Raw genomic sequence first — 13,972 nt, 5'->3', positions numbered from 1 at the left:
CCCATGGCAGTCCTGCGCAGTTACGTCTCCGGTGCTTGGCACACGCCTGCCGAGGAGGGGGCGCCACTGCACGACGCGGTGACCGGTGAGGAGGTCGCTCGCGTTTCGTCCGCCGGGGTCGACAGGGCGGCGGCGCTCGAGTACGGCCGCCGCGTCGGCGGGCCCGCGCTGCGCGCGCTGACCTTCCACCAGCGCGCGGCGCTGCTGAAGGCGCTCGGCTCGTACCTGCGCGAGCACCGCGATGACCTGTACGCGCTTTCCGCGAAGACAGGGGCCACGCCGGTCGATTCGAAGGTCGATGTCGACGGCGGCATCGGCGTCCTGCTCAGCTACGCCAGCAAGGGCAAGCGCGAGCTGCCCAACGACACCGTCTACCTCGACGGCGCCGTCGAACCGCTCGGGAAGGGCGGCACGTTCGCGGGCAGGCACATCGCCACGCCGCTGCGCGGGGTCGCGATCGGAATCAACGCCTTCAACTTCCCGGTGTGGGGCCCGCTGGAGAAGTTCGCGCCCGCCTTCCTCGCCGGGGTGCCGAGCCTGGTCAAGCCCGCCAGCCAGACCGCGTACCTGACCGCGCGCCTCGCCGAGCTGATCGTCGAATCCGGGATCCTGCCCGAGGGTTCGTTCCAGTTCCTCGCGGGCGGCGCGGGCGACCTGCTCGACCACGTCACCCCGCAGGACCTGGTGTCGTTCACCGGGTCGGCCGCCACCGCGCGGAAACTGCGCGCGCACCCGGCCATCGTGCGGAACTCCGTGCGGTTCACCGCCGAGGCCGACTCGCTGAACTGCTCGATCCTCGGCCCGGACGCCGTGCGCGGGACCGCCGAGTTCGACCTGTTCGTCAAGCAGCTCGTCACCGAGATGACCGTCAAGGCGGGCCAGAAGTGCACCGCCATCCGGCGCGCGTTCGTGCCGGCCGAACTGCTCGACGACGTGGCCGCCGCCGCGAGCGAACGGCTCGCGAAGGTCGTCGTCGGGGATCCCGCCGCCGAGGGCGTGCGCATGGGCGCGCTGGCCAGCCTCGAACAGCGCGAAGAGGTACGCCGGTCCCTGAAGGCGTTGCTGTCCGTGGGCAGCGTCGTCTTCGGCGATCCCGAGCAGGTCGAGGTCGTCGGCGCGGACGCCGCACGCGGCGCGTTCGTTTCGCCGGTGCTCCTCAAAGCCGATCCGGACCGCGCCGAACCGCACGAGGTCGAGGCGTTCGGCCCGGTGTCCACACTCCTGCCGTACACCTCCGCCGAGCAGGTCGTCGAACTCGCCGCGCGCGGCGAAGGCAGCCTCGTCGGCTCGGTCGTCACCGGGGACACCGCGTTCGCGCGCGAGATCGTGCTCGGGCTCGCGCCGTGGCACGGGCGGATCCTGGTGCTCGACGCGGACGACGCGAAAGAGTCCACCGGGCACGGCTCCCCGCTGCCGCAGCTCGTGCACGGCGGGCCAGGCCGCGCGGGCGGCGGCGAGGAGCTGGGCGGTATCCGCGGCGTGCTGCACCACCTGCAGCGCACCGCCGTGCAGGGCAGCCCGAAGGTGCTCGGCGCGGTCAGCGGCCAGTGGGTCCCCGGTGCCGGACGGTCCCTTTCGGACACTCACCCGTTCCGGAAGTCCTTGGCGGAGCTGAAGGTCGGCGACGCGGTGGTGGCGGGCGCGCGCACGGTCACCCGCGCCGACATCGACCACTTCGCCGAGTTCACCGGCGACACGTTCTACGCCCACACCGATGAGGCGGCGGCCGCGGCGAACCCGCTGTTCGGCGGGATCGTCGCACACGGGTACCTGGTGGTTTCGTTCGCCGCCGGGCTGTTCGTCTCGCCGGAGCCCGGTCCCGTGCTGGCGAACTACGGGCTGGAGAACCTGCGCTTCCTCACCCCGGTCAAGGTCGACGACGCGTTGACGGTGACGCTGACCGCGAAGCAGATCACGCCGCGGAACGACCAGGACTACGGCGAGGTCCGCTGGGACGCCGACGTGACCAATCAAGACGGTGACTCGGTGGCGAAGTACGACGTGCTCACCCTGGTCGCCAAGGAGCAGCCATGACCGTCGCGGACCAAGTGTCCGAAAAGGACCTCGAAGCGCTCTTCGAGCACACCATCGAGCGCGACCAGCGGGTCGAGCCGCGCGACTGGGTGCCCGAGGGCTACCGCAAGACGATGATCAGGCAGATCGCGCAGCACGCGCATTCGGAGATCATCGGCATGCAGCCGGAGGGCAACTGGATCACCCGCGCTCCTTCGTTGCGGCGCAAGGCGATCCTGCTCGCGAAGGTCCAGGACGAGGCGGGGCACGGGCTGTACCTGTACTCCGCCGCCGCGACGCTCGGCGCCGACCGCGCCGATCTCACCGACAAGCTGATCACCGGTCGGCAGAAGTACTCGTCGATCTTCAACTACCCGACGCTGAGCTTCGCCGACGTCGGCGTGATCGGCTGGCTGGTGGACGGCGCGGCGATCTGCAACCAGGTCCCGCTGTGCCGCAGCTCGTACGGGCCGTACGCGCGGGCGATGATCCGCATCTGCAAGGAGGAGTCCTTCCACCAGCGGCAGGGCTTCGAGCTGCTGATGACCATGATGCGCGGCACCGAAGGCCAGCGCGAGATGGTGCAGGACGCGGTGAACCGGTGGTGGTGGCCGTCGCTGATGATGTTCGGCCCGCCCGACGCGGATTCGCCGAACACCGCGCAGTCCATGGCGTGGAAGGTCAAACGGCACACCAACGACGAACTGCGCCAGCGCTTCGTCGACATGTCCGTGCCGCAGGCCGAGGCGCTCGGCGTCACGCTGCCGGATCCCGAACTGCGCTGGAACCCCGATCGCGGGCACCACGACTTCGGCGCGATCGACTGGGACGAGTTCAAGCAGATCCTCAAGGGCAACGGCCCATGCAACGCGCAGCGGATCGAACAGCGGCGGCGCGCGCACGACGACGGCGCCTGGGTACGGGAAGCCGCCACGGCGCACGCGCTGAAGAAGCAGGGGGAGCGGTGAAACACGACTGGCCGTTGTACGAGGTGTTCGTGCGCGGGAAGCGCGGGCTGAACCACGTCCACGTCGGCTCGCTGCACGCCGCCGACGACGAGATGGCCCTGCACCACGCGCGCGATCTCTACACCCGCCGCAACGAGGGCGTCAGCATCTGGGTGGTCAGGGCTTCGGAGATCACCGCGTCGAGCCCGGACGAGAAGGACCCGTTCTTCGCGCCCAGCGGCGACAAGGTGTACCGGCATCCGACGTTCTACGACATTCCCGAGAACGTGCCGCACATATGAGCTTCGACAACGTCTACGAGGCGATCACCGAGGAGAACGACGAACGCTGGGCCTTCGGCACCGGGTTCGACGACCCGCTATCCGGTGTGGACACCACCGTCCCGTCCGGTGTGGACGGTGCGAGGCTGGCGGCGTACTGCCTGATGCTCGGCGACGACGCGCTGGTCTTCTCGCACCGGCTTCAGCAGTGGTGCACGAACGCGCCCGAGCTGGAGGACGAAGTCGCGCTCGCGAACATCGCGCTCGACCTGCTCGGCCAGGCGCGGCTGCTGCTTTCCCGTGCGGGCAAGGCGGACGGCTCCGGCCGCGGCGAGGACGAGTTGGCGTACTTCCGCGGCGAGCAGGAGTTCCGCAACGTCCGGTTCGCCGAACTCGACGGTGGCCATTTCGGACACCTCATCGCCCGGCTCGTCATTTTTTCCGCCTGGCGCCTTGCTTTGCTGCAACGCCTGGTGTCCAGCGAGGACCCGGTGCTCGCCGCGATCGCGGACAAGGGCGTCAAGGAGGTCGCCTACCACCGCGACTACGCGGCGCAGTGGGCGGTCCGCCTCGGCGACGGCACCGAGCTTTCGCACCGGCGCATGCAGGAGGGCTTCGACGCCGCGTGGTCCTATGTGGACGAACTGTTCCAGCCGCATCCGGACGAACTTGTCGACGCGTCCTCGGTGCGCGAGGAGGTCGACGCGGTGCTGGACCAGGTGTTCGCCGCCGCTACGCTGACCAGGCCGGAGCGTCCCGCGCTGATCGGCGTGTCCGGGCACACCGGCCGCGACGGCGTGCACACCGAGGCCATGGGCTACCTGCTCGCCGAGCTGCAGAGCGTGGCGAGGGCGCATCCGGACGCGACATGGTGACCGCCTACGCGGTGGCCGCGACGGTGACCGATCCCGAGCTGCCGATGCTGACGCTCGCCGATCTCGGCGTGCTGCGCGAGGTGTCCGAAGTAGACGGACGGGTGACGGTGTCGATCACGCCCACCTACACCGGCTGCCCCGCGATGGACACCATGCGCGACGATCTCGAACACGCCCTGCGCGGCGCGGGGTTCGGCGAGGTCGAGGTCCGCACCGTGCTGCACCCGGCGTGGTCGAGCGACTGGATCAGCTCCGAGGGCAAGCGCAAGCTCGCCGAGGCGGGTATCGCGCCGCCGGGGGCCGCACCGGCGCGCACCGGGCCGATCCCGCTCACGCTGAGCGCGCCGATCGCCCGCGTGCGCTGCCCGCGCTGCGGTTCCGAAGACACCGAAGAGCAGTCCCGGTTCAGCGCCACCGCGTGCAAGGCGCTGCGCCGCTGCCGCGCCTGCCTCGAACCGTTCGAGCACGTCAAGGAGATCTAGTGACCACCACGACCGTTTCACCGCGGCGGACCGGGTTCCACCCGCTGACCGTCGCGTCCGTGCGGCGGCTGTGCGACGACGCGGTCGCGGTGACCTTCGAGGTGCCACCGGATCTGGCGGAGCGCTACGACTTCCGGCCGGGGCAGTCACTGACCCTGCGCCGCGAGATCGACGGCGTCGACCAGCGGCGCTCCTACTCGATCTGCGCGGCGGCGGGGGAAAGCCCGCGCGTCGGTGTGCGGGAAGTCCCGGGTGGACTGTTCTCGTCGTGGCTGGTGAACGAAGTGCGGGCGGGCGACACCATCGAAGTCGCCGCGCCGACGGGCAGCTTCACCCCCGATCTGGACACCGGCGGCCACCACGTGCTGGTCGCCGCGGGCTCCGGGATCACGCCGGTGCTGTCGATCGCCGCGTCGCTGCTGGATTCCAGCGACGCCACGGTGACCCTGCTCTACGGCAACCGCCGCAGCGACACCGTGATGTTCGCCGACGAGCTGGCCGATCTGAAGGACCGCTACCCGGCACGGCTCGAACTCGTGCACGTGCTCTCGCGCGAGCCGAGGGAGGCGGAGCTGTTCACCGGGCGGCTCGACGCCGACCGGCTGCGCAAGCTGTGCACGGCGCTGATCCCGGTCGGCGAGGTCGCGCACTGGTGGCTGTGCGGTCCCTTCGGGATGGTCACCTCCGCGCAGGAGGTGCTCGCCGATCTGGGCGTGCCCGCCGACCGCGTGCACCAGGAACTGTTCTATGTGGACGATCTGCCGCCGGAACCCGTCCGCCACGAAGAACCCGGCCTGAAGGGTGCGTCCAGCGAGGTGAAGCTGGTGCTGGATGGCCGGTCCAGCTCGATGACGCTGTCCCGCGCCACGACCGTGCTCGACGGCGCGCAGCGGTTCCGCCCCGACCTCCCGTTCGCCTGCAAGGGCGGGGTGTGCGGCACCTGCCGGGCGAAGGTGACCGACGGCGAGGTCGACATGCGACGCAACTTCGCACTCGAAAAGTCCGAAGTGGACACCGGGTTCGTCCTTACTTGCCAGTCGTTCCCGGTGTCCGACTCCTTGACGGTCGACTACGACGCCTGAACCACGACGGTTCATGCGGTGCGGGGTGGGTAGACCGGCCCATCTTGTCGAACGTGTCGTAGTGCGCGACACAGGTGAGAACCTCGTCGCCTGGCAGCGGAACCGGTTCAGCGAGCCTTCCTTGATCTTGCGGCGGCTGGAGGCGTTGATGCCCTGGCCCACACGGAGCCCCGGCGATCCGCCAGACGCTCAGTCGAGGAGAGTGAGAGGCGTGGGGCTGAACCGGTCCGCGAGCAGGTCGTCGAGATGGGCAGGCAGGGTGGCGGGCAGGAGCTTGTCGCGGCACTGCCTCAGCTCGTCAGCGGCCCACCAACGACGCTCGATCAGCCCGGCCTTCTCGTTCTCGGTGGGCTGGAGCGAGACCTGTGGCGCGGTGATCGATGTGCGTCCGAGGAAGACGTGCTCGATGCGGTGGTGGTCGCGGTCCTGGTAGCGGAAGCGGGATTCGCGGACCCACAACTTGCGGCCGAGGGCCGTGAGCGTGATTCCGGATTCCTCGGCGAGCTCACGGCGGGCGGCGGTATGGAGGTCCTCGCCCTCGTCCAGGCCGCCGCCGGGCAGCTCCCACCAGTGGTGCGCGGGGTCGGTGGGGTCGAGGGCGTGGATGAGCAGTACGCGGTCGTCGCGGTCGAGCAGAAGGACGCGGGCGCCAATTCGTGGTGTGGCGGTGCTGGTGGATGCGGGCATCCTGCGGCAGGTCCTCGCGGTCGGCTGACGGACATGTGGTCCGGCAGCCACCGACGAGCAGCGGAGGCCGAGTGCGTCAGAACAGAGTCGGCTCCGGCTCGGCGTGCGTGGCCGCCGTGGCGGGGTCCGACGTTAGCAGCGAGGTGGTCGCGGTCATCGACACCCGCACGGCGAGTCCTGAATGGTCGGTGAGCCGAGCGCCGTCGGTCCCCGCTTCCCTGGTCTCGTGGACGTACTCGCACGCGGTGAGCCGCTCGGCCAAGGCGCGGGAGCCGTGGGCGTGGTCGTAGCGGTAGCCCAGGTCCGCGCGGCGTGCCCAACTGTGCTCGACGGCGTCGGCGTGCAGGTGCCGGAACAGGTCCACCAGACCGTGTCGCTCGGTCAGCCCCGTGTAGAAGGCGTACTCGAACGGTGCGAACTGGCCGCGATGCGCGGGTATGTGGGTGGGTTCGAGCACGTTGAGGTCGCCGAGCAGCAGCAGCGGCGCCTCGCTCGTGGTGGCGTCCAGGGCGTGGCCGAAGCGCTGGATCCAGGTCTTCTTGCGTTCGGTCTTCTCGGCGGTGGCGTTGCGGGAGGGCACGTAGGCGCCGACTACGCGCAGCGGCCCGTCCGAAGTACCCACCACGACCCCGGCGGCGCGCGCGGGCAGGTAGTCCAGTGCCGCGCTGAGCGGGTCCAGGGTGGTGGCGAGCTTGCTGACGATCATCACGCCGAGCTCGCCGGGGGCGTGGTCGGGGAAGGTCACCGCGTAGCCGGCGGCGATGAATGCCTCGGCGAGGAACTGGCTGCCCGCGGTGGCCTTGGTCTCGGTCAGCACCAGCACATCCTCCGGGCGGGCGGCCAGCCAGCGGAGCTGGCGCTGCGCACGATCCAGCGACGGGGCGCCGATGTTGACGGTGATCAGGCTCAGAGACATGCCGAGCTCTTCTCGGTCAGGACGTGCTGGATGAGGGACACCATCGCCGCGGCGATCGTGTCGGTGGTGGCGTCCATCGACGCGACCGGCCAGCCCCGTTGTCGCAGGTTGACCACAGCGTGGAGGTACAGGCCGGTCTCCATCTCGCTATTGTCCTCGGCGCGCTCGAAGCGGCTGTGTCCGCCGCGCGCCCGCAGCCGGGCGTTGATCACGGTGGGGGCGCCAGTGAGGATGACAGAGAGGTCCGGCCGGTAGACACCACGGTTAAGCTGCCACACCACCTCGGCGGACAGCCCGTCAAGACCTTGCAGCACCAGCGAAGACGCGACGTAGCGGTCGCACACCACGACCGCGCCGTCCGCCAGCGCGGGCAGGATCTCGGTGGCGAGCTGGTGGTGGCGGTCGGCGGCGCACAGGCAGGCCAGTGCCATGCCTCGGTAGGTGTCGGTGCCGTGCCGGGTTAGCTCTCCCAGCGGCGCGCGGGACGGCTGGCTCGTCGGGTGCGCCGCTACCCCGGCCACTGTCAGCGTCTCAGCGACCAGGCAGACAGCGGTGGACTTCCCTGCCCCGCCGGGGCCGTCCAGGATGATCAGCGTGCCCGACAGGCGCCGCGGCTCGTCCAGCGACAGGCCGGTCACGCGGGCATCAGCGGCAGCAACCGACGCCCCTCAGCGTGATCCTCGTCGACAATCGGACATTGCTCGGCGTCGACGTCACCGATCCGGCCACCCGCAGCGACCACGGCGGCCGGGCAGCCCTTGCCGCAGCCGGAGTTCAGCGAACACGCCGCGCAGGTGGCGTTCGCGCCGACCTGGTAGCGGTCGTGGAAGCGGTAGTCGCCCAGCCGGTGCGCGATGTCGGGGTCGGTGAAGATGTTGCCGACGATGAACTCGGTGTCGGCGTGCCGCGATTGCGGGGTGCGGGCGGCGAACACCAGGTACGGGCACACCGTGACCTCGCCGGGAGTGAACACATAGATGATCGTCCCGGCCTCGCATCCGGCCAGCGGCCGGGCTCCGGCGTTGGGGAAGCGGATGTGCGCGATGTCCAGCTCCGGTCCGTCGAACGGCGCGGTCAGCTCGAAGATCTCCCGCATGTGCAGGGTCGTCTTGGCCAGCTTGGCCTTCGACCTTACGCCGCGGCCCATGCTGCCCAGCGGGTTGAGCAGCACGTAGCGGGCCCCGTTCGCCCGGGCAAACCCGCACAGCCGGGCGTACTCCTCGTTCTGCGCCAACGTGTTCGGCGTGCACAGCAGCCCTTGCAGGATGCCCGCCCGGCCGAGCCTTTCCACGGTCGCAACGGTGACCGCGAAAGTGGCGCGGTCACCTCTGAACTTGCCGTGCGAGTCGGCGGCGAACCCGTCCAGGGACACGTTGCAGTGCACGCCCAGCTCGACCAGCGCCGCGATCTGGACCGTGGTCAGTCTGGTGGCGTTGGTGCAGATCCCGACGTCCATCCCCGCAGTACGGAACGCGCGCACGATGTCCAGGAAGTCCGAGTGGATCGTTGGCTCCCCGCCGGTGAGGGTCACCCGCCGAACCCGGCTGTCCGCCAGGCGCGGGATCACCTTCTCCACTACATCGCCCAGCGGCATCTGCATGCCGACTCGCGTCGCGGACACGAAACAGTGGGCGCAGCACAGATTGCAGTCCTCGTTTATCTGGACCAGTGCCTTGCGGAACGGCTGCTCGACCGTGGTGCGGAAGTAGCAGGACGAGGCCACCTCGTCGGTGGCGATACTGCGAGCGATCACCAGTGCAACCTCCGCTTCCCCGGGCGCCGACCTGGGCGCCACCGTGAGCAGCCTGGTCGGGCACTCACACTAGATGTTCGGTCGAACAGTATCGTTACTTGAGATGTTCGCACGAACACTTGTGGAACAGTTCGGCGGGAAGTGCGGTCAACGACAGTCCAACTGTCCGAGCGGACAATTCACATGCCAGGGTGTGTCATCGACAGGGCGGGACGAGGAGGGCGCGGTGCCGGAGATCGCAGATGACGGCGAGGCGGCGGAAGTCCTGTCATCGCTGCTGAGCAGCCCGCCGGAGATGCTCGACGTCAGCCTGGACCAACTGCGCACCCTGGCCGTCGTGCACGCCACGGGCACCGCGCAACGTGCCGCCCGCGCGCTGGGGCGCGAGCAGTCCAGCGTGCAGAAGCAGCTCGACAATCTCAACAAGGCCGCGACCCGCCTGGTCGGTGAGGCGCTGGTGGTCAAACAGGGCCGGGGCAAGGACTTCTTGTTCACCCCGTCCGGCGAGGAGGTCGTCGCACTGGCACGGCAGACCCTGCTGTCGTGGACCAACAGTCTGCACCGAAGCCGGCGCCGGGTCGGGTCCACCGTCACCTTCGGCACCACCGAGTTCACCGTGCAGTTCCTCGGCGCCGTGTGGCCCGCGCTGCGCAAGGACTTCGAGCGCCGCGGCGTGCAGCTCAACATCGAGCACGTCCGCACCCGAGACCTGTGGCGCAAGCTCGACGGCAAGAAGGTCGACCTGGTGTGCGGCAGCTTCGCCGCCGAACCTGGCCGACCATCCACAGTGGACTACGACTTCCTGGAATGGCATCGCGAACGTGTCGCCCTGCTCACCAATCTCAGCGTCCGCGAGTTGCCCGACACCCCGGTCGGCGCCGAGCGGCTGCCCGGCCTGCCGCTGCTCGCGCCCACCGCCGGGCTACTCGCCCAGTTCCTCAGCCGCTGGTACGGCCCCGGCTACCGCGGCGTGCTCGACGTCATCGCCGATATCGACTCCCTCAACTACGGCCTCAACCTGCTCACCAGCCAGCTCCTGTATGGCTGCCTGCTCACCACCGAACGCGTCGCCGACGCCGCCCTCGAGGGCCGGTTGCCCGGCCAGGGCCTGCGCAAGATCGACCTCGCCGACGACTACCGCCCCCGCCTTGAGATCGTCACCGGCATCTTCGCTCGCAAGGGCGAACGCGCCCGCTATGCCGCCGACCACCCGCTAAACCTGCTGTGGACCGCCTTTGACGAAGCGACCCCGGCCCGAGCCATCCCCTCGGCTCTACCGGGCTGACGGGTCGTCGCGCGCCGTTGCCTTGGCCGCGAAGCACGAACTGGCGTGAGTGCTCAGCCCTCTTCGAGATCGCCTTCCAAGCGGAGGTAGACCTCGCGCATGCGGTCGAGGAGGTCCTGGTCGGGTTCGGCCCACAGGCCCCGTTCGGCGGCTTCGCCGAGGCGCTCGATGATGCCGCGCAGCGCCCACGGGTTGGCTTTCGCCATGAACTCCTGGTTCACTTCGTCGAGCACGTAGGACTCGCTGAGCTTTTCGTACATCCAGTCGTCGACGACCCCGGCGGTGGCGTCGAAGCCGAACAGGTAGTCCACAGTGGCCGCGAGTTCGAAAGCGCCTTTGTAGCCGTGTTTGCGCATCGCGGAGATCCAGCGCGGGTTCACCACGCGGGCGCGGAACACGCGCGCGGTCTCCTCGCCGAGCGTCCGCGTGCGCACCGCGTCCGGGGTGGTGCTGTCGCCGACGTAGGACGCGGGCGCGGTGCCGGTGAGCGCGCGGACGGTGGCGATCATGCCGCCGTGGTACTGGAAGTAATCGTCGGAGTCGGCGATGTCGTGCTCGCGGGTGTCGGTGTTCTTCGCGGCCACGACGATGCGCTTGTACGAGCTCTCCATGTCCTCGCGCGCGGGCCGTCCGTCGAGGCCGCGGCCGTAGGCGAAACCGCCCCACACCGCGTACACCTCGGCGAGATCGGCGTCGTCGCGCCAGTTCCCGGAATCCATCAGCGGCAGCATCCCGGCGCCGTACGCGCCCGGCTTGGAACCGAAGATCCTCGTGGTGGCACGGCGTTCGTCCCCGTGCGCGGCGAGATCGGCGCGCGCGTGCGCCCGTACGAAGTTCTGCTCGTCCGGCTCGTCGAGCGAGGCGACCAGCCGCACCGCGTCGTCGAGGAGGTCGATGACGTGCGGGAAGGCGTCGCGGAAGAACCCGCTGATCCGCACGGTGACGTCGATCCGCGGCCTGCCCAGTTCGGCGAGCGGGACGGCTTCGATCCCGGTGACGCGCCGGGAAGCCTCGTCCCACACGGGCTGAACTCCCAGCAGCGCCAGCACTTCCGCCGCGTCGTCACCGGAGGTCCGCATCGCCGAAGTGCCCCACACCGACAGCCCTACCGAGCGCGGCCAGTCACCGGTGTCCTCGCGGTAGCGGCGCAGCAGCGAATCCGCGAGCGCCTGCCCGGTCTCCCAGGCGAGCCTGCTCGGGATCGCCTTCGGGTCCACGGTGTAGAAGTTGCGGCCGGTCGGCAGCACGTTCACCAGCCCGCGCAGCGGCGACCCGCTCGGGCCCGCCGCGATGTACCCGCCGTCGAGGGCGTGCAGCACCGCGTCCAGCTCCGCGGACGTCCCGGCGAGGCGCGGCACGATCTCGGTGGCCGCGAAGGTGAGCACGTGCCCGACCTTCTCGTCGGGATGGCCGAGCACGCGTTCCGCCACAGCGGTTACCGTGGTCGAGTCCCAGCCGGACGCTTCCATCGCTTCGACGAGGGCACGCGCCGTCTGCTCGATACCGTCCACTTCGGACAGTGCGGTGTCGCTGTTCTCCTTGAGCCCCAACGCGGAGCGCAACCCCGGTACGGCGCCGGACTGTCCGCCCCACATCTGCTGCGCGCGCAGCATCGCCAGCACGAGGTTGACCCGCGCTTCGCCTTCCGGCGCCTGGCCGAGGATGTGCAGGCCGTCCCGGATCTGCGCGTCCTTCACCTCGCACAGCCAGCCGTCGATGTGCAGGAGGAAGTCGTCGAACTCGGCGTCGTGCGGGCGCTCGTCCACGCCGAGGTCGTGGTCCAGCTTCGCGGCCTGGATGAGCGTCCAGATCTGCGCGCGGATCGCGGGCAGCTTCGCCGGGTCCATCGCGGCGATGTTCGCGTGCTCGTCGAGAAGCTGTTCCAGGCGCGCGAGATCGCCGTAGCTCTCCGCGCGCGCCATCGGCGGGATGAGGTGGTCGACGATGGTGGCGTGCGCGCGCCGCTTCGCCTGCGCGCCCTCACCGGGGTCGTTGATCAGGAACGGGTAGATCAGCGGGAGGTTGCCGAGCACCGCGTCCGGCGCGCACGACGCGGACAGGCCCGCGGTCTTGCCGGGCAGCCATTCCAGCGAGCCGTGCTTGCCGAGGTGCACCACCGCGTGCGCGCCGAACTCCTCTTCGAGCCACCGGTAGGCGGCCAGGTAGTGGTGGCTCGGCGGCAGGTCCGGGTTGTGGTAGATGGCCACCGGGTTCTCGCCGAACCCGCGCGGCGGCTGGATCATCAGCACCACGTTGCCCGCCTGCAACGACGCGAGCACGATGTCGCCACCGTCCACATACAACTCGCCCGGCGCCGGGCCCCAGTGCTCTTCCATCGCTTCGCGCAGCTCCGCGGGCAGCGCGGCGAACCATTCGCGGTAGCGCGCGGCGGGCACCCGGATCGGGTTGCCCGCGAGCTGCTCTTCGGTGAGCCACTCGGGATCCTGACCGCCCGCGGCGATCAGAGCGTGGATGAGCGCGTCACCGTCCGGCTGGTCGGTGCTGGTCGGCTCGACACCGGGGAACGGTTCGTCGCCGAGGTCGTATCCGGCCGCGCGCATCCGGCGCAGCAGGTCGATCGCCGACGCGGGCGTGTCCAGCCCGACCGCGTTGCCGACGCGCGAGTGCTTGGTCGGGTACGCCGACAGCATGAGCGCGATCCGGCGCTGAGGCGGGGGAGTGTGCCGCAGCCTCGCGTGCGCGACCGCGATCCCGGCGACGCGGGACGCCCGTTCGGGATCGGCCACGTACTTCGGCAGGCCGTCCTCGTCGATCTCCTTGAAGGAGAAGGGAACCGTGATGATCCTGCCGTCGAACTCCGGGACCGCCATCTGGTTCCCGGCGTCCAAAGGGGACAGTCCGTCGTCGTTCGCGTCCCAGGTTTCGCGGTCGCTGGTCAGGCACAGCGCCTGCAACGTCGGGATGTCGAGCGCGGCCAGTTCGGCGACGTCCCACGCCTCGTCGTCCCCGCCGGCGCCCGCTTCCGACGGCCTGGTCCCGCCCGCCGCGAGCACGGTGACCAGCAGGGCGTCCGCCTCGCCGAGCTTCGCCATCATGTCGGGCTCGCGCGAGCGCAGCGACGCGCAGTGGATCGGCAGCGCCTGCCCGCCCGCGTCCTCGATCGCGCTGGACAGCGCTTCGATGAACGCGGTGTTCCCGGACAGGTGGTGCGCGCGGTAGTACAGGATCGCGATCGTCGGCCCGCTCGTGGCGCGCTTTTCGCGGTCGAGCACGCCCCACACCGGCTGGGCCGCGGGCGGGTCGAACCCGTCCCCGGTCAGCAGCAGCGTGTCGGAGAGGAACCGGTGCAGCTGCCGCAGGTTCTCCGGCCCGCCCTGCGCCAGGTACGCGTGCGATTCGGTGGCGATACCCGACGGCACACTCGACAGTTTCATCAGCTCGGCGTCGGGCGCCTGCTCGCCGCCCAGCACCACCACGTGCTTGCCGCTGCCGCGCACCGCGTCGAGGCCTTCCTGCCAGGCCCGTTCGGAGCCGAGGATGCGGACGACGACGATCTCCGCGGCGGCGAGCAGCGCGGGCAGCTCGGAGAGGTCGAGCCGGGCGGGGTTGGCCAGGCGGTAGTCCGCCCCGCTCGCCCGCGCGCTCAGCAGATCGGTGTCCGAAGTGGACAGCAGCAGGATCACGGCCGCC

12 protein-coding genes are annotated in these 13,972 nt (G+C 70.1%); 7 read left to right on the top strand and 5 right to left on the bottom strand.

All coding sequences use genetic code 11. The features are described from left to right. The first annotated feature begins 3 nt into the window (after positions 1–3). The 6 genes from paaZ to paaE are packed head-to-tail and all read left to right on the top strand — an operon-like array spanning position 4 to position 5,680. Positions 4–2,034 (top strand): phenylacetic acid degradation bifunctional protein PaaZ, encoded by a 2,031-nt coding sequence (paaZ, locus tag HUW46_RS08800; RefSeq protein WP_215546824.1) that lies wholly within the window; start codon positions 4–6, stop codon positions 2,032–2,034. Then, positions 2,031–2,981: a 1,2-phenylacetyl-CoA epoxidase subunit PaaA gene (gene paaA / locus HUW46_RS08795; RefSeq protein WP_215546823.1), complete on the top strand. Its 951-nt coding sequence runs from the start codon at positions 2,031–2,033 to the stop codon at positions 2,979–2,981. The genes paaZ and paaA overlap by 4 nt, the downstream gene beginning before the upstream one ends. Further along, positions 2,978–3,262: a 1,2-phenylacetyl-CoA epoxidase subunit PaaB gene (paaB, locus tag HUW46_RS08790; protein WP_215546822.1), complete on the top strand. Its 285-nt coding sequence runs from the start codon at positions 2,978–2,980 to the stop codon at positions 3,260–3,262. Before paaA ends, paaB begins: the two co-directional genes overlap by 4 nt. After that, positions 3,259–4,116, top strand: coding sequence for a 1,2-phenylacetyl-CoA epoxidase subunit PaaC (gene paaC, locus HUW46_RS08785; protein WP_215546821.1), 858 nt, complete (start codon positions 3,259–3,261; stop codon positions 4,114–4,116). The genes paaB and paaC overlap by 4 nt, the downstream gene beginning before the upstream one ends. Beyond that, positions 4,110–4,598 carry a 1,2-phenylacetyl-CoA epoxidase subunit PaaD gene (gene paaD, locus HUW46_RS08780; RefSeq protein ID WP_215546820.1) on the top strand — a complete coding sequence of 163 codons (489 nt, stop codon included), beginning with the start codon at positions 4,110–4,112 and terminating at the stop codon, positions 4,596–4,598. Before paaC ends, paaD begins: the two co-directional genes overlap by 7 nt. Then, entirely contained in the window at positions 4,598–5,680 is a 1,083-nt protein-coding gene (gene paaE / locus HUW46_RS08775) for a 1,2-phenylacetyl-CoA epoxidase subunit PaaE (protein WP_215546819.1), read from the top strand. Before paaD ends, paaE begins: the two co-directional genes overlap by 1 nt. A 189-nt stretch (positions 5,681–5,869) precedes the next feature. Here paaE and HUW46_RS08770 read toward each other — a convergent pair whose 3' ends face one another. From HUW46_RS08770 to HUW46_RS08755, 4 genes are all read right to left on the bottom strand, one after another. Continuing rightward, entirely contained in the window at positions 5,870–6,367 is a 498-nt protein-coding gene (locus HUW46_RS08770; protein WP_215546818.1) for an NUDIX hydrolase, read from the bottom strand. Positions 6,368–6,443: 76 nt separating this feature from the next. Continuing rightward, positions 6,444–7,283 carry an endonuclease/exonuclease/phosphatase family protein gene (locus HUW46_RS08765; protein WP_215546817.1) on the bottom strand — a complete coding sequence of 280 codons (840 nt, stop codon included), beginning with the start codon at positions 7,281–7,283 and terminating at the stop codon, positions 6,444–6,446. Continuing rightward, positions 7,274–7,921, bottom strand: coding sequence for a dTMP kinase (tmk, locus tag HUW46_RS08760; protein WP_215546816.1), 648 nt, complete (start codon positions 7,919–7,921; stop codon positions 7,274–7,276). Before tmk ends, HUW46_RS08765 begins: the two co-directional genes overlap by 10 nt. Further along, entirely contained in the window at positions 7,918–9,036 is a 1,119-nt protein-coding gene (locus tag HUW46_RS08755) for a radical SAM protein (RefSeq protein WP_215546815.1), read from the bottom strand. The genes tmk and HUW46_RS08755 overlap by 4 nt, the downstream gene beginning before the upstream one ends. A 226-nt stretch (positions 9,037–9,262) precedes the next feature. Here HUW46_RS08755 and HUW46_RS08750 point away from each other — a divergent pair, with 226 nt between their 5' ends. Then, positions 9,263–10,321, top strand: coding sequence for a LysR family transcriptional regulator (locus HUW46_RS08750; RefSeq protein ID WP_215546814.1), 1,059 nt, complete (start codon positions 9,263–9,265; stop codon positions 10,319–10,321). A gap of 53 nt (positions 10,322–10,374) precedes the next feature. Here the strand turns inward: HUW46_RS08750 and cobN are convergent, their stop codons facing one another. Beyond that, the gene (gene cobN, locus HUW46_RS08745) at positions 10,375–13,965 is read right to left on the bottom strand and encodes a cobaltochelatase subunit CobN (protein WP_215546813.1); all 3,591 of its coding nucleotides are present in this window, start codon (positions 13,963–13,965) and stop codon (positions 10,375–10,377) included. Positions 13,966–13,972 lie beyond the last annotated feature (7 nt).

The organism is Amycolatopsis sp. CA-230715 (assembly GCF_018736145.1).
GTDB lineage: Bacteria > Actinomycetota > Actinomycetes > Mycobacteriales > Pseudonocardiaceae > Amycolatopsis.
Note: the sequence above shows the minus strand (reverse complement) of the source record. Positions and strands in the feature narration are given on the sequence as shown.